The 17576-nt window shown below is 73.4% G+C and carries 16 protein-coding genes; 4 read left to right on the forward strand and 12 right to left on the reverse strand.

Going from position 1 to position 17576, the window contains the following annotated elements; genetic code table 11:
* Nucleotides 1-218: 218 nt before the first annotated feature.
* The 5 genes from AC067A_RS05225 to AC067A_RS05245 all read right to left on the reverse strand — a co-directional run bounded on the left by AC067A_RS05225 (nucleotide 219) and on the right by AC067A_RS05245 (nucleotide 6046).
* A complete protein-coding gene (locus AC067A_RS05225) occupies nucleotides 219-1439 on the reverse strand; it encodes an amidohydrolase (RefSeq protein ID WP_478614774.1) in 1221 nt (406 codons plus the stop codon).
* A gap of 116 nt (nucleotides 1440-1555) precedes the next feature.
* Nucleotides 1556-2638: a hypothetical protein gene (locus tag AC067A_RS05230; RefSeq protein WP_478614777.1), complete on the reverse strand. Its 1083-nt coding sequence runs from the start codon at nucleotides 2636-2638 to the stop codon at nucleotides 1556-1558.
* Nucleotides 2635-3528: an N-acetylneuraminate synthase family protein gene (locus AC067A_RS05235; RefSeq protein ID WP_478614779.1), complete on the reverse strand. Its 894-nt coding sequence runs from the start codon at nucleotides 3526-3528 to the stop codon at nucleotides 2635-2637. Before AC067A_RS05235 ends, AC067A_RS05230 begins: the two co-directional genes overlap by 4 nt.
* 11 nt (nucleotides 3529-3539) lie before the next feature.
* Nucleotides 3540-4757, reverse strand: a complete 1218-nt coding sequence (locus AC067A_RS05240; protein WP_478614781.1) for a cytidylyltransferase domain-containing protein — start codon at nucleotides 4755-4757, stop codon at nucleotides 3540-3542.
* Complete coding sequence (locus AC067A_RS05245; RefSeq protein WP_478614784.1) at nucleotides 4757-6046, reverse strand: DUF6716 putative glycosyltransferase; 1290 nt, start codon at nucleotides 6044-6046, stop codon at nucleotides 4757-4759. Before AC067A_RS05245 ends, AC067A_RS05240 begins: the two co-directional genes overlap by 1 nt.
* A gap of 219 nt (nucleotides 6047-6265) precedes the next feature.
* Here AC067A_RS05245 and AC067A_RS05250 point away from each other — a divergent pair, with 219 nt between their 5' ends.
* Nucleotides 6266-7390, forward strand: coding sequence for a glycosyltransferase family 2 protein (locus AC067A_RS05250; RefSeq protein ID WP_478614786.1), 1125 nt, complete (start codon nucleotides 6266-6268; stop codon nucleotides 7388-7390).
* Nucleotides 7387-8742 (forward strand): polysialyltransferase family glycosyltransferase, encoded by a 1356-nt coding sequence (locus AC067A_RS05255; protein WP_478614788.1) that lies wholly within the window; start codon nucleotides 7387-7389, stop codon nucleotides 8740-8742. The genes AC067A_RS05250 and AC067A_RS05255 overlap by 4 nt, the downstream gene beginning before the upstream one ends.
* Before the next feature lie 132 nt (nucleotides 8743-8874).
* Here the strand turns inward: AC067A_RS05255 and AC067A_RS05260 are convergent, their stop codons facing one another.
* The 3 genes from AC067A_RS05260 to AC067A_RS05270 all read right to left on the reverse strand — a co-directional run bounded on the left by AC067A_RS05260 (nucleotide 8875) and on the right by AC067A_RS05270 (nucleotide 12045).
* A complete protein-coding gene (locus AC067A_RS05260; protein WP_478614791.1) occupies nucleotides 8875-9696 on the reverse strand; it encodes a MerR family transcriptional regulator in 822 nt (273 codons plus the stop codon).
* Between the two features lie 44 nt (nucleotides 9697-9740).
* Nucleotides 9741-10397, reverse strand: a complete 657-nt coding sequence (leuE, locus tag AC067A_RS05265; RefSeq protein WP_478614793.1) for a leucine efflux protein LeuE — start codon at nucleotides 10395-10397, stop codon at nucleotides 9741-9743.
* Nucleotides 10398-10464: 67 nt separating this feature from the next.
* Entirely contained in the window at nucleotides 10465-12045 is a 1581-nt protein-coding gene (locus tag AC067A_RS05270; RefSeq protein ID WP_478614796.1) for an acyl-CoA mutase large subunit family protein, read from the reverse strand.
* Nucleotides 12046-12218: 173 nt separating this feature from the next.
* Between AC067A_RS05270 and AC067A_RS05275 the strand changes: the two genes are divergently transcribed.
* Nucleotides 12219-13091 (forward strand): L,D-transpeptidase family protein, encoded by an 873-nt coding sequence (locus tag AC067A_RS05275; RefSeq protein WP_478614798.1) that lies wholly within the window; start codon nucleotides 12219-12221, stop codon nucleotides 13089-13091.
* A 155-nt stretch (nucleotides 13092-13246) separates the two neighbouring features.
* Here the strand turns inward: AC067A_RS05275 and AC067A_RS05280 are convergent, their stop codons facing one another.
* Together AC067A_RS05280 and AC067A_RS05285 are read right to left on the reverse strand one after the other, a co-directional pair.
* On the reverse strand, nucleotides 13247-14332 hold the full coding sequence (locus AC067A_RS05280; RefSeq protein WP_478614800.1) for a hypothetical protein: 1086 nt from the start codon (nucleotides 14330-14332) through the stop codon (nucleotides 13247-13249).
* A complete protein-coding gene (locus AC067A_RS05285) occupies nucleotides 14332-15021 on the reverse strand; it encodes an RNA polymerase sigma factor (RefSeq protein ID WP_478614802.1) in 690 nt (229 codons plus the stop codon). Before AC067A_RS05285 ends, AC067A_RS05280 begins: the two co-directional genes overlap by 1 nt.
* A gap of 400 nt (nucleotides 15022-15421) precedes the next feature.
* Between AC067A_RS05285 and AC067A_RS05290 the strand changes: the two genes are divergently transcribed.
* Nucleotides 15422-16159: a Clp protease N-terminal domain-containing protein gene (locus AC067A_RS05290; protein WP_478614804.1), complete on the forward strand. Its 738-nt coding sequence runs from the start codon at nucleotides 15422-15424 to the stop codon at nucleotides 16157-16159.
* A 73-nt stretch (nucleotides 16160-16232) separates the two neighbouring features.
* Here AC067A_RS05290 and AC067A_RS05295 read toward each other — a convergent pair whose 3' ends face one another.
* Together AC067A_RS05295 and AC067A_RS05300 are read right to left on the reverse strand one after the other, a co-directional pair.
* The gene (locus AC067A_RS05295; protein ID WP_478614807.1) at nucleotides 16233-16796 is read right to left on the reverse strand and encodes a hypothetical protein; all 564 of its coding nucleotides are present in this window, start codon (nucleotides 16794-16796) and stop codon (nucleotides 16233-16235) included.
* A gap of 66 nt (nucleotides 16797-16862) precedes the next feature.
* A complete protein-coding gene (locus AC067A_RS05300) occupies nucleotides 16863-17510 on the reverse strand; it encodes a DUF4328 domain-containing protein (protein WP_478614809.1) in 648 nt (215 codons plus the stop codon).
* Nucleotides 17511-17576: the final 66 nt, after the last annotated feature.

Raw genomic sequence — 17576 nt, forward strand, 5'->3', positions numbered from 1 at the left:
GCGTTGGGGAGACCCCGGAAGGGGGACACGCCGGGCGGTGGCCCGGATGGCCGAGTGTGCGGTCCGGCCGGATTTCAACGCTTGCGGCGTGGCGTCGGTCACCGCGGGGGCGTGGCGTCGGTCACCGCGGGGGCGTGTCGTCGGTCACCGCGGGGGCGTGTCGTCGATCACCGGCCGACGGCCCGGCGGGAGTCCCGCCGGGCCCGGTGCGGTGCCGGTCAGGGCCTCGGCTCGGCGTCCAGGAGGGCGGCCGCGGTGAAGAGCTCCACCCCGGCGTCGATGCACCGCTCGTCCACGTCGAAGTCGCCGGCGTGCAGGTCCCGGACCCGGGGGTCGCCGGGGGTGCGGACACCGAGCCGGGCCATGGCACCGGGGACGTGCTCCAGGTACCAGGAGAAGTCCTCGCCGCCGAGGCTCTGCTCGGTGTCCTCGATGGCGTGCGGTCCGCGGCGGGCGGCCATGGCGTCGTGGAGCAGCTCGGTGACGGCCGCGTCGTTGACGACCGGGGGGACGCCCCGCACGTAGGTCACGGCCGACTTCGCCCGGTGCAGGGTCGCGACCTCGTCGATCGCCGCGTGCACCAGGTCGGGCGCCTCCCGCCAGGTCGGCAGGTCGAGGCAGCGGATGGTGCCGGAGAGCTCGGCGTGCTGCGGGATGACGTTGGGGGCGTGGCCGGCCTCGATGCGGCCCCAGGTGACCGAGAGCCCGGAGCGGGCGTCGACGCGGCGGGCCAGGACGGCGGGGACGTCGGTGGCGACCCGGGCGGCGGCGGTGACGAGGTCGGTGGTCAGGTGCGGGCGGGCGGTGTGGCCGCCGGGGCCGTCCAGGGTGACCTCGAGGCGGTCGCAGGCCGAGGTGATGGGTCCGACCCGGAGCCCGATCTTCCCGGCGTCGACCCGCGGGTCGCAGTGGACGGCGATGATCCGGCCGACGCCGTCCAGGACGCCGGCCTCGACGGCGTCGGCGGCGCCGCCGGGGAGGACCTCCTCGGCGGGCTGGAAGATCAGCCGCACGGCGTTGGGCAGGAGTCCCTGCCGGTCGAGCTCGGCGAGGACGAGGCCGGCGCCGAGGGCGGTGGTGGTGTGGACGTCGTGTCCGCAGGCGTGGGCGCGGTTGGCCACGGTGGAGCGGTAGGCGACCGTCTTGACGTCGGGGATGGGCAGCGCGTCGAGGTCGGCACGGATCGCCAGCATGGGGCGGGACCGGTCCCGGGTGCCGATGTCACAGACGAGCCCCGTGCCGGCCGGGAGGACCTTCGGCGCGAGGCCGGCCGCCTCCAGGCGGGCCTTGAGCGCGGCGGTCGTACGGAACTCCTGGTTCCCGAGCTCGGGGTGCATGTGCAAGTCCCTGCGGAAGTCGATCAGTTCGGCGCGCAGGGTTGCGGACAGCGTTCCGGGCAGGGTGACGGAGCCTGGCTCACGGGACTTCAACTGGTTCACCCTTTGAAGGGTACGGCCGTGGACAGGTCAACTGCCCGTTGATCACGAAAAGTTCAGCCCGTTAGGGGAAAGAATCTCGGTTTCCCCGGCATGAAGGCCGTTCCATGTGGGTACTCTCATCCGAATTCGAGCCGGTCGGTGGGGGCCACGGCCCGGGCGGTCAGCCGGTCGACCTCGTGGGCTGCCGTGCCCGTCACCACGGACAGGAAGCCGTGGGCCCGCGGCGAGGCGCTCTCCCGCAGCCACTCGGGCGCGATCTCGCAGACGGCGACCCTCACCCCCGTGCCGGCGAGGGCCAGCGGCAGGGTGTGCACCACGGTGGAGGGGAAGCTGACGACCGTACGCCCGATGGGGCCGCGCCGGGCGATCAGCTCCAGGGGCAGCTCCGGCCGGACCACCTGGAGGCCCGTGTCGACGGCGATCCGGTGCAGCTTCTCGGCGCTCTCCCTGCGGTGCGCGAAGTAGCGGGTGGCGCCGTGGGCACCCGCCAGTTCGCCCACCACCCGGAAGTAGTGGTCGGCGTCGACCACGCCCGTCTCGACCAGCGAGGTGCCCACCAGGTCGGCGCCGCGGGTGAGCAGCGGCGGCCCGAAGCGGCTCCGGGTCCAGGCGAACGCGTTCTCGGTGACCGTGAGGCCGTCCGGGGCCTCGACGGGCAGCGAGGTGAAGACCTCGACGGTCCGGCCCCGGGCCGGGGCGAGCCGGCGGCGGGCCAGCGACGTCAACGGGGCGAGCACCAGCTCGCGCGGGCCCAGGCCGCCCTTGCGGTGCCAGCGCACCAGGCGCTCGCCGCGGCCGAGCTGGGCGGCGAACTCCATGGTGGCGGTGCCGTCGTCGACCACCGTCAGGTGGCGGGGGGAGAAGAGGGACAGCAGCAGCTGGACGTACCGCGAGAACGGGTCCCCGATGATCACCCGCTCCGCCGAGCGCAGCGGCCCGGCGAGCTCCCGCAGGGTGCGCGCGAGCGCCCCGCGGCCGCCGCGGGCCTCCTGCCACCGTACGGCGAGCCCCTCGTCGCGGGCCAGCTGCGCCATCCTGCGCAGCTGGCCGCGTGACATGGGGTCGGTCGGCGAGAGGACGACGACCGTGAGGGGCGCGCCGGCGTCCGCCGGACCGGCGGCGGGCGTGCGGCTGTGCACCCATTCCAGGACGTTGAGGAGCTGGACCGGGCTCTCGACGAACGCCAGCTGCCCGGTCATGCGGCGACGAGCCCCTGGACCCGGCGGAGCTTCTTCATGGGGCCGAGCTCGGAGTCGTAGACCTTCTTGACGCCGTCGCCGAGGGCCGTCTCGATGGTGCGGATGTCGCGGACCAGGCGCTGGAGGCCCTGCGGCTCGACGGAGGCGGCCTGGTCGGAGCCCCACATGGCGCGGTCGAGGGTGATGTGGCGCTCGACGAAGGTGGCGCCGAGGGCGACGGCGGCGAGGGTGGTCTGCAGGCCGGTCTCGTGGCCGGAGTAGCCGATCGGGACGTTCGGGTACTCCTCCTGCAGCGTCTGGATGACCCGCAGGTTGAGCTCCTCGGCCTTGGCCGGGTACGTCGAGGTGGCGTGGCAGAGCAGGATGTTGTCCGAGCCGAGGACCTCGACGGCGTGCCGGATCTGCTTCGGGGTGGACATGCCGGTGGAGAGGATGACGGTGCGGCCGGTGGCGCGCAGCTCGCGGAGCAGCTCGTCGTCCGTGAGGGAGGCGGAGGCGACCTTGTGGGCGGGGACGTCGAACTTCTCCAGGAAGGCGACGGCCTCGGTGTCCCACGGGGAGGCGAACCAGTCGATGCCCCGCTCGCGGCAGTGCTCGTCGATGGCGCGGTACTCGTCCTCGCCGAACTCCACGCGGTGGCGGTAGTCGATGTACGTCATGCGGCCCCAGGGGGTGTCCCGCTCGATGTCCCACTGGTCGCGCGGGGTGCAGATCTCCGGGGTGCGCTTCTGGAACTTGACGGCGTCGCAGCCGGCGTCGGCGGCGACGTCGACGAGCGCGAGGGCGTTGTCGAGCTCGCCGTTGTGGTTGATGCCGATCTCGCCGGTGACGTAGACGGGGCGGCCGGGGCCGGCGGTCTTCTCGCCGAAGGTGCGCAGACGGGTGTTCACGGTGCGGTTCCTTACGCGTCGGTGATGGTGCGTGCGGGGGTGTCGAGCTCGGGTCCGAGGAGCCACCCGGCGATCTCGCGGATCGCTCCGGAGCCGCCGGGGGTGACGGTGACCGCGCGGGCCGCGGCCCGTACGGAGTCGTGGGCGCTGCTCACCGCGACGGGCCAGCCGACGAGGTGGAAGCAGGGCAGGTCGTTGACGTCGTTGCCGGCGTACAGCACGCGCTGCGGGTCGACGCCCTCGGCGTCGCACCACTCCTTGAGGGCCCGGTCCTTGTGGTCGACGCCGTGCAGGACGGGGATCCGGAGCTTGCGGGCGCGGGCGGCGACGACGGCGTTCCGTTCCGAGGAGAGGATGAGGACGGGCACTCCCGCGCGGCGCAGGGCGGCGATTCCGAGGCCGTCGCCGCGGTGCGCGGAGACGAACTCGCGCCCCTCGGCGTCGAGGTGGACCCGGTCGTCGGTCTGCGTGCCGTCGAAGTCGAGGACGACGGCGTCGATGTCGGCGAGGCCCGGGGTGACGGCTTCGTCGAGGAGCGGCGCGAGGGCCTTGGCGCGGGCGAGGTCGTGCGGGTCGTCGATCTCCAGGACCCGCGCGGGGTCGGTGACGACGAGCGCGGTGCGGCCGAAGAAGCGGTGCCCGTGGGTACGGAAGCCGGTCGCGTCCATCGCGTAGACGGCGCCGGTCTCCAGGTACTCGGGCGCGCGGTCCTGGCGCCGGGGGTGGTGCGCCTTGTCGTGGTTGACGCCGGTGGCCCCTTCGGGGGTCTCGCGCCAGAGGAAGCCGTGGGTGGGTGCGGCCGTGAAGGCGGTGTCGGCGGCGCCCGAGGTGATCCGGGCGGCGGTGTCGGCGACCTCGGCGGAGGTGAGGAAGGGGCTGGTGCACTGGACGAGGAGGACGACGTCGGCGGGGCGGCCGTGGGTGGTCTCGAAGGCGTCCATGGCGTGCAGGACGGCCGCCTCGCTGGTGGCGGTGTCGCCCGCGAGTCCGGCGGGGCGGTGCACGGCCTCGGCGCCGGCGGTCCGGGCCGCCGCCGCGATGGCGGCGTCGTCCGTGGAGACCACGACGTGGGTGACCGGGGCGGCGCCGAGGCAGGCGCGGACGGCGCGGGCCACCAGCGGGACGCCGGCCACCGTGGCGAGGTTCTTGGCGGGCACGCCCTTGGAGCCGCCCCGGGCGGGGATGACCGCGAGCACGGTGGGTGCGGTCGGCGGGGGTGTCGTCGGCATCAGAGTTCTCCCAGGCGGCGGATGACGGGGGCGACGCGCTGTACGCCGTGGCGGTACGCGCCCCGCGCGGCCTCCCGGACGATCCGGCGCAGGCCGCTCTCGCGGGGCTCCGGCGCGGTGACGTCCAGGCGGTGGCGGGCGAGGATCCCGGGCAGGTAGCCGGGGGCCGACTCCGCGGTGTAGTAGGGGGTGATCGGGGGCGGCGCGGGGAGCGCCAGGAGTGCGGCGACCCGCTCGCGGGCCGCGTCGAAGGCCTGCTCGTACGGGCGGTCGGACGCCACGCCCTGCCGGGCGAGCCAGGTCTCGTCGGGTGCCGGGGCGACCCTCTCGTCGAGCCGGTCGAACGAGGTCAGGAGGCCGGAGCCGACGAAGTGGTGGTTGCCGAGCGCCTCGCGGACCCCGAGGTCGGTGAGGATCGCGGTGGGGATCCGCCGGTGGAGGGCTTCGAGCGCGGCCGTGGAGGAGACGGTGACCAGGAGGTCGGTGCGGTCGAGGACCTCGCCCATGTGCCCGTACACGAGTCGGAAGTTGGCGGGCGGGTCGAGGTCGCGGACCAGCTTCTGGAAGGGGAACTCCTCCAGGTGCGTGGTGTGTTCGCCCGGCTTGGAGCGGAGCTTGAGGAGTACCTCGCGGCCGGGGTGGAGGCGGGCGTGGGAGATCAACCGGCGCAGGACGTAGGCGCGTTCGGCGCGGGTGGCGGGGACGGACGGCTGGGCGGCGAAGACCAGGGTGTCGCGGCCCGCCTCGGGTGCGTAGGGCGCGCCGCCGAGGAAGGGCAGCGCGGCCTCGACGACCGGGTCGGTTCCGGCGCCCACGCCCGCGTAGACGGCGCGGAAGCGTTCGGCGTCGTGGCGGGAGTTGGCGAGGACGACGTCGGCGCCGTGGCGCAGCAGGAGGCCGTCGGTCAGCTTCTCGTAGACGACGCCGACGTAGCCGGTGACGATCACCGGGCGCCGCTCCAGGCGCAGGTCGGCGAGGCCCTGGAGGACGGCCCGGACGGTGCCGCCGACGAGCGCGAGGACGACGAGGTCGTATCCCTCGCCGCGCGCCTCCGCGTCCCGCACCGCGCGCAGGAACTCCGCGCCCGTCACCTCGCGCGGGGCGGTCTCGGACACCCCGGTCTCGGCGAGCTGGCGCGCGGTGGGCGTGGCCCGCCCGCGCAGGACGAAACCGGTGGGTGCGGCGGTCGCCGTCGTGAGGCGGCGCGCGGTGAGGGCGCCCCATTTCCACCGGGTGTCGGAGTCGGCGAGCACGGCGACCCGTACCGATTCTCTGTTGCTTCCTTGCACGCCGAGGACGCTAGGAGGGCATTCCGCTTTCCGTCCCAACTGGGCCGCAACAAAGGGTGAACAGAGCCGTTCGGACTTCTGAAGGAGCCCGGTTTCCGGACGTCTCGGTACCGTGATCCGGTGCCGGTAAAGGCGGTTAATCCGTCCGCCGCTCGGTGTTCACCGGACATCCGCCCGCCGGTCGGTGGGAATGCCGGGTCGACGCCTAACGTCGGCCGCGTGGTCAAGCTCTCCGTCGTCGTGCCGTTCTTCAACGTGCAGACATACGCCCCCGACACCCTCACGAGCCTGCGGGCCAACGCGCGGGAGGACTTCGAGTTCCTGCTCGTCGACGACTGCTCGTCGGACGGGACCCCGGAGCTCCTCGAACGGGCCGCGCGCGACCTGCCGGGCGCCGTCCTGATCCGGCACGAGCGGAACGAGGGCCTCGCCACGGCGCGCAACACCGGCCTCGACGCGGCCCGCGGCCGGTACGTCGCCTTCCTCGACGGGGACGACTGGCTGGCCCCGGGCTTCTACGGCCGCCTGGTCGCCGCCGCCGAGGAACTGGACTGCGACTTCCTCCGCACCGACCACGTCTCCGTCACCGGCCGCGACCGCACGGTCCGGCGGGCGCCGGTGCCCCGGCGCGGCGAGGTCCTCGACCCGCGCGAGGCGATCCTGCCGGCCCACCGGACGACCTCGGTCGACTACCCGTACGCCTGGGCCGGGATCTACCACCGGCGGCTCCTCGACCGGGGCCTGCTGCATTTCACGCACGGGTTGCGGACGGCCGAGGACCGGCCGTGGATCTGGCGGCTGCACCGCGAGGCGGAATCCTTCGCCGCGATCGGTGAACTCGGCGTTTTCTATCGGCGGGGCGTTTCTACGTCCCTCACCCAGATCGGTGACGTACGGCAATTGGATTTCATCCGCGCATTCGACCAGGTGATCGAGGAAACGGCGAAGGACCGGGACGCCGACCGTCTTCTCCCGAAAGCCGTCCGCACGTATTGCGCGGTGATCTCCCACCACATCGGCTCGATCGAACGGTTCGAACCGGAGGTGGCGCGGCAGCTGAGGGCGATGAGCGCGGGCGCGCTCCGGCGGATGCCGCAGGACGTCCTGGACGACGTCCTGCCGGCGATGGGCCCCGACCGCGCCGCGACCCTGCGCAGGCTGCGCCGGCGCCGCCCGGGCCCGCCCCCGAGCCCGCCGAGCCCTGCGAGCCCTGCGACGGCAGCCGGTACGAACTCCCATGCGGGCACGGCCTCCGGTGCCGGTACGGCCTCCGGCTCCGGTACGGCTTCCGGCTCCGGTACGGCCTCCACCGCGGGTTCCGCGTCCGCGGAGGTGGCGGCATGAGCGGGCCGGCGACTGCGCGCGGCGCGGCGCGCCCCACCACGCAGATCTTCTGCGCCTCCACCCTGTACGGGGCGGTGACGCTCGCCGCCGCGCTCGACAGCGGCCTGTTCGGGCCCGCTCGCCGGCGGATCCTCCTCGTCACCGACAACGCGGCCGTGCCGGAGACGACGCCCTCCCTGGACGAGGCCGAGGGCTTCGCGCGGCTGCGCGGCCGCTTCGACGAGGTCCTCTCCTGGAACGAGACGATCTCCCCGCTCCACCCGGCCGGCTGGACCCCCCGCACGAGCGACCTCCCGCTCCTCCAGCGCCATCTGCGGCGGATCTGGGCGCTCGGCGACGACCGGGTCGAACTCGCCCTGGAGTCGCTCCAGGTGACGCCCGCGCTGGCCATCGCCCAGCTGCTGCCCGACGCGCCGATCACCGTGTACGCGGACGGCCTGATGAGCTACGGACCGACCCGCAACAAGATCGACCCGCTGGTCGGCGGGCGCGTCGGACGGCTGCTCCACCTGGACCTCGTGCCGGGGCTCGCGCCGCTGCTGCTCGCCGAGTTCGGCGCGGTGGCGGAGGCCGTACCGACGGAGGCGTTCACCCGGTGCGTCGAGGAGCTCGCGGGGCCGGAAGCGCCGGGGACAGCGGAAGGCACCGGGACGGACGGCCCGGCGCTGCTCCTCGGCCAGTACCTCGCGGCGCTCGACCTGCTGACCGCCGCGGAGGAGGAGGAGCTGCACCTGAGGATGGTGCGGGGCACGATCGCCCGGGGGCACCGGCGGCTGGTCTTCAAACCGCACCCGACGGCCCCGGACACCTGGTCGAGGGCGCTGGTGCGCGAGGCGGAGGCGCTCGGCGCCGAGCTGACCGTGGAGGACCGGCCGGTGCTCGCCGAGGTGCTCTACGGCTCCCTGCGGCCCGCGCTCGTCGTCGGCTGCTTCTCCACCGCGCTGCTGACCGCGCGCACCTTCTACGGGCTGCCGGTCGCGAGGGTCGGCACGCGCGCGCTGCTCGAACGGCTCACCCCGTACCAGAACAGCAACCGCGTCCCCCTGACGGTGGTGGACACGGTCGTCCCGCCCCTGGACGAGGACGGCGGCGGCGCCGGGGTCGACACCGAGCAGCTGAACGACCTGGTCGCGGCGGTCGGCTTCGCGATGCAGCCGAAGATCCGGCCGGAGCTGCGGGAGGCGGCCGTACGGCACCTCTCGGGCCCGCTCGCCGCGCGCACCCGGCACCACTTCACCCGCCGCCGCCTCACCGTCCTGAACCTCCCCGGCGGCCTTCCCCTCCCCCGCCACCCGAAGGTCCGCCGACTCGCCCGCCGCGCACTGCGGCTGCGCAGGGCGCTGAAGCGGTAGGGGGTGTCCCGTCGACCGGGCCGGATCAGCGTGCGTGCCACGCCCCGCGAGCCCGGCGTGATCGGCGAGACGCCCCCTGGGCCCGGCCGGGGGCCCGGGACCCGTGCGGGGGTCCCGGGCCGGCGGAACCGCTCAGGCGCGGACGATCGCCTCCTGGATCTCCGTCACCCACTGCGAGCGGTCCTCCGGGCACTCCAGGTACAGCTCCCGGGCGTAGTGCCGCGTCCGGTAGCCGTTGGCCTCGATCCACAGGGCGAGGGTCTGCGCGGTCGGCAGGACGGTGTCCATCGAGCCCCGGTGGACGACGGTGGCCGCCTCCTCGATGCCGGGCAGGACGTGGACCTCGACGCCCTCCACGACGGTTCCCTCGGGAACGGTCATGGCCGCGTGCACGCGGACCGAGCCGTCCCCCCTGCCCGCGTCCTCGTAGTACGCGATCCCGGGACCGAACCCGGTGAGCCCGGCGGCCTCCAGACGGCCGCACAGCTCCTCGTACAGGGGTCCGATGACCGGGCTGATGTCGTGCGGGCCGAAGCTCGCGGCGACGGCGCTCAGCTCGGCGACGCGGACGGCGGGAATCTCCTTGACGACGACGTCCTGGGTGGACATGCGTCCCTCGCTCTCGATGGCCCGGAGCCTCGCGCCGACCTGGGCGAGCCGTGCCCGCGCCGCCTCCAGGGCCGCTTCCAGTTCGGCCTGGCGCGACCGCAGCATTCCCCGCAGCTCCTCCGCGTCGATCGCCTCGTCGAGGATGGCCCCCACCTGTTCGAGGGTGAAGCCGAGGTCCTTGAGGGCGATGACGCGGTTGAGCCGGGCGAGCTGGTCCGCCGCGTAGAAGCGGTAGCCGGTGTACGGGTCGACCCGGGCCGGGTGCAGCAGTCCGATGGCGTCGTAGTGGCGCAGCATCCGGACCGACACCCGCCCGTGCCGGGCGAAGTCTCCGATGGTGAACATGACGACTCCTACGGAACGCCCTCACACGGTGTCAGGGTCAAACGTCAGACGGCGCTGCTGAGCGAGAGCTTCGCCGCGAAGCCGAGGAAGAGGGCGCCGGCGGCGGAGGTCGCGCCGGCGGAGAGGCGCTTGCGGCGGCGGAAGACGGCCGCGAGCCGGGTGCCGCCGAAGATGAGGGCCGTCAGGTAGAGGAAGCTGCCGATCTGGAGGAACGTGCCGAGGACGAGGAACGAGAGCGCCGGGTAGGCGTAGCCGGGGTCCACGAACTGCACGAAGAAGGAGATCAGGAAGAGGATCGCCTTCGGGTTGAAGATGCTGATGAGCAGGGCGCGGCGGTACGGGTTCTCGCCCGCGGCGGCCGGGGTCTCCTCGGGTTCCGCGACGGCCGTCTCGCCGCGGGAGCGCCATGTGCCCCACGCGGCGCGCAGCATGCCGATCGCCATCCAGGTGAGGTAGCCCGCGCCCGCGTACTTGACGATCGTGAAGAGGAGCGGGGTCGTCTGGAGCAGCGAGGCGGCGCCGAGCGCGGCCAGCGTCATGAGTATCGCGTCGCCGGTGAACACCCCGGCGGCGGCCTTGTATCCGGTGCGGGTGCCCTTGCGGGCGGCCACGGAGAGCACGTAGAGCGAGTTCGGCCCCGGGAGGAGGACGATGAGCACGACGCCCGCGAGATAGGTCGACAGATCGGTGACACCCAGCATGAGGCGGAGTGTCGCATACCAGTACGACACTCCGCTGTGACCTGCGTCCATGCACCCCCTGGCGGGCTCAGAACGCGTTGACGGGGACGTAGGTGCCCCAGACCTCGCGCAGGGTGTCGCAGACCTCTCCGATGGTGGCGCGGGCCTTGAGGGCGTCCTTCATGGGGTAGAGGACGTTGTCGGTGCCCTCGGCGGCCCTCTTGAGGGCGGTGAGGGCCGTGTCGACGGCCGGCCGGTCGCGTTCGGCGCGGAGGTGGGCGAGGCGCCGGCCCTGCTGGGCCTCGATGGCGGGGTCGACGCGCAGGGGTTCGTAGGGTTCCTCGACGTCGACGGTGTAGCGGTTGACGCCGACGACGACGCGCTCGCCGCTGTCGGTCTGCTGGGCGATGCGGTAGGCGGAGCGTTCGATCTCGTCCTTCTGGTAGCCGCGTTCGATCGCGGCGACCGCGCCGCCCATGTCCTCGATGCGGGCCATCAGGGCCAGGGCCGCGGCCTCGACGTCGTCGGTCATCGTCTCCACGACGTAGCTGCCGGCGAAGGGGTCGACGGTGGCGGTGACGTCGGTCTCGTGGGCGAGGACCTGCTGGGTGCGCAGGGCCAGGCGGGCGGACTTGTCGGTGGGCAGGGCGATGGCCTCGTCGAAGGAGTTGGTGTGCAGCGACTGGGTGCCGCCCAGGACGGCCGCGAGGCCCTGGACGGCGACCCGCACGAGGTTGACCTCGGGCTGCTGGGCGGTGAGCTGGACGCCGGCGGTCTGGGTGTGGAAGCGGAGCATGAGGGACTTGGGGTCCTCCGCGCCGAACTCCTCGCGCATCACCCGCGCCCAGATCCGGCGGGCGGCGCGGAACTTGGCGACCTCCTCCAGGATCGTGGTGCGGGCCACGAAGAAGAAGGAGAGGCGGGGTGCGAAGTCGTCGACGTCCATGCCGGCGGCGAGGGCGGTGCGGACGTAGGCGATGCCGTCGGCGAGGGTGAAGGCGATCTCCTGCGCGGGCGTGGCACCGGCCTCGGCCATGTGGTAGCCGGAGATCGAGATGGTGTTCCACTTGGGGATCTCGGCCCGGCAGTAGCGGAAGATGTCGGCGATCAGCCGCAGCGAGGGCTTGGGCGGGAAGATGTAGGTGCCGCGGGCGATGTACTCCTTGAGCACGTCGTTCTGGATGGTGCCGGTCAGCTTGCCGGCCGGGACGCCCTGCTCCTCGCCGACGAGCTGGTAGAGCAGCAGCAGGAGGGCCGCGGGGGCGTTGATCGTCATCGACGTGGAGACCCTGTCCAGCGGGATGCCGTCGAACAGCACCCGCATGTCGTCGATCGAGTCGACGGCGACGCCGACCTTGCCGACCTCGCCGTGTGCGATCGGGGCGTCGGAGTCGTGGCCCATCTGGGTGGGCAGGTCGAAGGCGACCGACAGGCCCGTCGTGCCGTTGGCGATCAGCTGCCGGTAGCGGGCGTTGGACTCCACGGCGGTGCCGAAGCCCGCGTACTGCCGCATCGTCCAGGGCCGGCCGGTGTACATCGAGGGGTACACACCGCGGGTGAAGGGGTACGTGCCGGGCTCGCCCAGTCTCTCGGCGGGATCCCACCCGTCCAGGGCGTCCGGTCCGTAGACCGGCTCGATCGGCAGCCCCGACTCAGATTCACGCGCCATCCGCTGTGCCTTCCGGTAGCCCCCCTGCTCCCCCCAGCATGTGTGTTTCGTGCCCCCGGTGCGCAACCGCACACGCGCGGGAAGCATCCCTACGTACACACGACTCGTCCCGGGGGGCAACGATGAAGCGGTCTTCGACCGTCATACGCAGAACGACCACGCGCGGAGCCGGCATGCGCGGAGCCGTCCTGCGCAGGGTGGCGCTGGCGACGGTGGCGGTGGCACTCGCCGCGGGCTGTACGCCCGACGCGGCCGGTCCCGGCACCGGTACCGCCGGCCCGACGAAGGCCCCCGCGCCCGCCACGTCGGCGCCGGCGACCGCGACGCCGACGACCGGTCCGACCTCGGACGACAAGCCGCCGTCCCCCTCCGCGACCTCCCCGTCCGCCTCGGCCTCCACCGGGACGCCCGCGCCGAAGCCCCTCATGGGCGACGGCGACGAGAGCGAGCAGGTCCGCGAGCTCCAGGCGCGGCTGCGGCAGCTGGACCACTTCGACCGGGCGCCGACCGGTTTCTACGGGACGATGACGGCGGGCGCGGTCAAGAAGTTCCAGAAGCGCCGGGACCTTCCGGTGACGGGCTCGGTCGACGGGGCGACCTGGCAGCGGCTGCTCTCCGTGACCCGGAAGCCGACCGCCGACGAGCTGAAGCCGTCCACCACCAACAAGCTGGACACCCCCGACGCGCGCTGCATGACGGGCCGCGTGCTGTGCATCAGCAAGGAGAGCCGGACCCTCGCCTGGATGATCGACGGCAGGGTCGTATCGTCCATGGACGTCCGCTTCGGCTCGGAGAACACCCCGACCCGCGAGGGCACCTTCAGCGTCGGCTGGAAGGCCCGGGAGTGGACGTCGACGATCTACCACACGCCCATGCCGTACGCGATGTTCTTCAGCGGCGGCCAGGCCGTGCACTACTCGGCGGACTTCGCGGCCCGCGGCTACAACGGCGCCTCGCACGGCTGCGTGAACGTCCGGGACAAGGCGAAGCTCTCGGCCCTCTTCGACCAGGTGAAGGTCGGCGACAAGGTCGTCGTCCACTGGTGACGCCGGAGGGAGAGGAAGGGGCGCGGGTGGGACCGGGGGAACGTGTCCCACCCGCGCCGGGTGCGCGGAGCCGTAGGTACGGGGGGAACCCCGGCTCACTGCGCGGCCGATGACCAGTCGGCACATTCCATACTGCGCCGACGGGCCGAGAAGTGTTACACCGGCATCGGGACGAGAGTCCCGGCGGTGGTTCCGGAGGCCGTTCTGGTGGTGGTCCCGGTGGAGACGGCGGCCGTGAGACGGGTGCCGCCGCGGGGGTCGCCACCGCTGCTCCGGGCGTCGCCGGACCCGGCGGCGTCGTTCCCGGCACTGTCGCGCCGGTCGCCGCCCGCACCGCCTCGGTCGTCGTCCTTCGTGTCGCCGTCGGAGCCCTCGCCGGTGCCGCCGCCGGACGCGTCGGTCCCGCCGGTGCCGCCCGCGAGGATCCGGTCGCAGTAGCGGCGGAGGGTGTCGCCGTTGCGCAGGCTGCGGGTGAGCTGCTCCCGGCCGGCGGAGTCGAGTCGCCCGGCCCGGTAGTCCTGGCAGGCCTTGAGCGTCTTGGAGCGGAGGTCGGTGCCGGAGGTGCCGTCCGTGTCGCCCTTGCCACCGGTACCCGTATCCGTACCCGTGTCCGATGTGGTCCTGCCGGGCGTCGGAGTGGACGTGCCCTCTCCGTCCGGGCCCCGGGTGGCCGACGCGGTCGTGGCGGGGCCGGCGGAGGGGGACGCGCCGGGCGTGCCGTCGGCGCCGCCCGGTTCCCGCGGGGGCGTCTCGGGGTCCTGGCGTATGCCGGGCTCCTCGGAGACGAGCGGATCGGCGGACTCCCCCGCCGCCACGGAGCTGGCGGGCGCGGGGTCCCCGAGCGGCAGGACGCCGGTGCCGGCGGCGACGGCCACGCCGCCGACCGTGACGGCGGCGACCGCGGCGGCCAGCCCGTACCGCAGGGAACGCCCCCAGCGGCGTGCCGGGGCGACGACGGGGGCGAGCCGCACCCGGCCGAGGTCGGCGCGGTCGTCCGCGCCGGCCGTCACGCCGGCGGCGCGGGCGGCGGTGGCCGCGCGGAAGGCGGCGAGGGCCGCGGCCTCGCCCGGGAGTTCGACGCCCGCGACCGGCGGGAAGGCCGGGGTGCGGGCCGTGCCGAGGGCTTCGGAGAGACGTTCCGCCTGGCCGCGCGCATGGTCGTCGGCGGCATCGACCGGCTCGCCGCGGAGCAGTCGCTCCGCGGCCTCCTGGTCGAGCCACTGGTACCGCTCGTCGGCCATCACATGTCCTTCTGCGTACGCGGCCGTGATTGCGTCACACCGCCGGGAGCCACGGGCCCCGGTCCGCGGCCGCGTTGCGGAGGCACGCCGTCCAGCGGGACGACCGTCCCGCCCGCCTCTTCCGTCCCGTCCGCCTCGCCGTCGACGCCGAGAAGCTCGGCGAGTTTCTTGAGGCCGCGGTGGGCCGCGGTGCGCACCGCACCGGGGCGTTTGCCCAGGGTGTCGGCGGCGCTCTTGGCGTCCAGGCCGACGACGACACGCAGCACGACGGCCTCGGCCTGGTCCTGCGGGAGCTGGGCGATCAGTCGCATGGTGTGGCCGGTGGCCAGGGACTCCAGGGCCTCGCTCGCGGTGTCGGAGTCGGCGGGCTTGTCGGTCAGTTCGGTCTCGTCGCCACCGGCCGCGGGGCGCCTGCCCCGCATCCGGAGGTGATCGAGGGCGCGGTTGCGGGCGATGCGGGCCGCCCAGCCGCGAAAGCGGTCGGCGTCGCCCGCGAACCGGTCGAGGTCGCGTGCGATCTGGAGCCACGACTCCGAGGCGACGTCCTCGGCGTCGGCCTCGCCGACCAGTGTCCGTATGTAGCCGAGCAACCGAGGATGCACGGCGCGATACACAGTCCGGAACGCGTTCTCGTTCCCGTCCTGCGCAGCGAGCACCGCGGCCGTCAGCTCCGCGTCGTCCCCCAGCACTCCCCAAACCCTGTTCGTCGGTCGCGTCGGTCGCGGCGCCGCGGCTGGTCATGACCGCCACGCTGCCTCGCGCACCTGCACGCTACGTCGTGTCGCGGCGTCCCGTCCACGCAGTCCGGGGTCTTTGTACAACTTGCAACCTTCAGGGGTGGCCTCGCGGGGTGCGTGCCGGGACCCGCGCGGGTGTGACACAAACCGCATCGGCGGCGCTGTATGGAGTACGGAGCCGTGCTGCGGCTCCGTGGATGACGACCGGGGCCTCTCCTGTGGGGGGTGGCGGCCCCGGTCGTCTCCCTTTTCCCTCCCTTTTTCCGGCCCCTTTCCACCCCTGGGCGCACTGCACCCTCTTCGCTGTCAACTGACGATTGACAGTGGCCGAGTGTCAACCTAGGGTTGCCTCATGACGAATCCAGTCGGCCTGAACGTCCCCGTCCGTCTCGACGAGCTCATCGAAGCGATCAAGAAGGTCCACCCCGACGCACTGGAGCAGCTCTCCGGCGCCGTCATCGCGGCGGACCACCTCGGCGACGTCGCCGACCACCTCATCGGCCACTTCGTGGACCAGGCCCGGCGCTCCGGCGCCTCCTGGACCGACATCGGCCGCAGCATGGGCGTCACCCGCCAGGCGGCCCAGAAGCGCTTCGTCCCCAAGGAACCGGACGCGGAGAAGATGGACCCGAACGCCGGGTTCAGCCGCTTCACCCCCCGGGCGCGGAACGTCGTCATGGCCGCCCAGAACGAGGCCACGGCCGCCCGCAACGACGAGACCCTCCCGGCGCACCTGGCGCTCGGCCTCCTCGCCGAACCGGACGGGCTCGCGGCGCACTGGATCGCCTCGAAGGGGGTGACCCTCGACCGGGTCCGCGAGGCCGTCACGGCGACCCTGCCGCCGGCCGCCGCCGAGGTGCCCGCCCTCGTCCCGTACGACGCGGCGGCGAAGAAGGTCCTGGAGCTGACGTTCCGCGAGGCCCTGCGCCTCGGCCACAACTACGTCGGCACCGAGCACATCCTGCTGGCCCTCCTGGAGCACGAGGACGGCGACGGCGTGCTGAGCGGGCTGGGCCTCGACAAGGCCACGGCCGAGCGGGAGATCGAGGAGGCGATCGCCTCGATCGCGATCCAGCCCCCGGAGGCCTGAGCCCCGACGAGAACGGCCGGCCCCCGAGCGGGGGCCGGCCGTTCTCGTCGGCCGGTGCGGGCCGCCGTGGCGGTCAGGCCGTACGGGCGCGGCGTGAGACGACCGCGCGCAGGACCCGGCCGCCCTCGACGGAGAGGTCGCGGGCGCGGCGCAGCCCGGTCGGGCCATGGGCGGCGACCGATTCGAGGACGGCCAGCTGGCGGCGGAGCTCACCGGCGAGCAGCGGGCCCGCACCGTCGGCGTCCCCGGCCCGGCAGCGCTCGACGAGACCGTCGGGCACGCCGGCCGCGTCGTACCGGCCGTGCAGGGCCAGGGCGGTGACGGAGCATCCCGCGGCCCAGGCCCTGAGGGCCTCGGGCGACCAGGCGTCGGGGGCGTCCGCCAGCATTCCGCGCACGGCTCCGGCGCCCTCCGTGCCGTCGACGTCGAGCTCCACGCGGGCCTTGGCGACGGCCTCGCCCCAGACCTCCCCGTCCCCCCGGGCGACGGCCGCCCACACCGGCCGCAGGGCGTCGCCCCCGTCGGGCGCGAGCAGCGGCAGACAGCGGTCGAGGCAGGCGAGACCGGCCGCGGCCAGACCTCGCTCGTCGGCCCCGTCGATCAGTTCCAGCAGGCTCCGGCCGTTCCCCGACGTCATGGACGCCTCCTCGCCACCCGATGCGGACGCAGTACTTCCACTACTGCGCCGAGTGGCGCCTTTTCGTCACTGCGCGGCCGGAATCATGCCAGTGGCCTTACTGCGCTGCATAGAGGTAAGACACCGGACGAATCGGATCGCGAGCACGGCGGCGACGGCGTCGAGCGCGTAGCCGACGAGGGACCACCGGGTCGCGATGTCGTAGGACCCGGGGGTCTCCGGCATGTCGTACAGCTGGCCGGAGATCCAGTTCACCAGGCCGCCGACGACCCAGAACGTCCACCAGCCGTTGAGCAGCCGCAGCTCCCCCTTGCCGTCGGCGGCGTACGGCTCCCAGCGGCTGGCCCGCCAGATCTCGACGGCGATGGCACGCGGTATCCAGAGGTTGCCGAACGGGATGAACCAGCAGCCCACGGCGAAGCCCGGCGTGCGGGTCTGCAGATCACCGGCCCAGACCTCGGCGTTCTTCCGCAGGCGGTGGAACCAGATGACGAAGACCACCCCGGTCGCCACGAACAGCGTGAACGACATGCCGTAGGCGACGTTCAGGTCGACCGACCCGAACACGGCCGGGTCGAAGGTGTAGGGATCCGTCCGATCGGCCAGCAGACCACGGACGTCGATCAGGCCCAGCAGGACGTCGAAGAAGACGTTGCCCGCGAGCAGGAGCGTGACGGCCTTCGCGAGGCTGTCCGGATTCTTGAGTGTGAGCACGTGGTTCCCCCCAGGAACGCGCGGCGGCCCGACGGCCGCCGCCGGGGGAACGTACGTGATCCGGAT

The sequence above is a fragment of the Streptomyces sp. NPDC043176 genome (genome assembly GCF_056436715.1).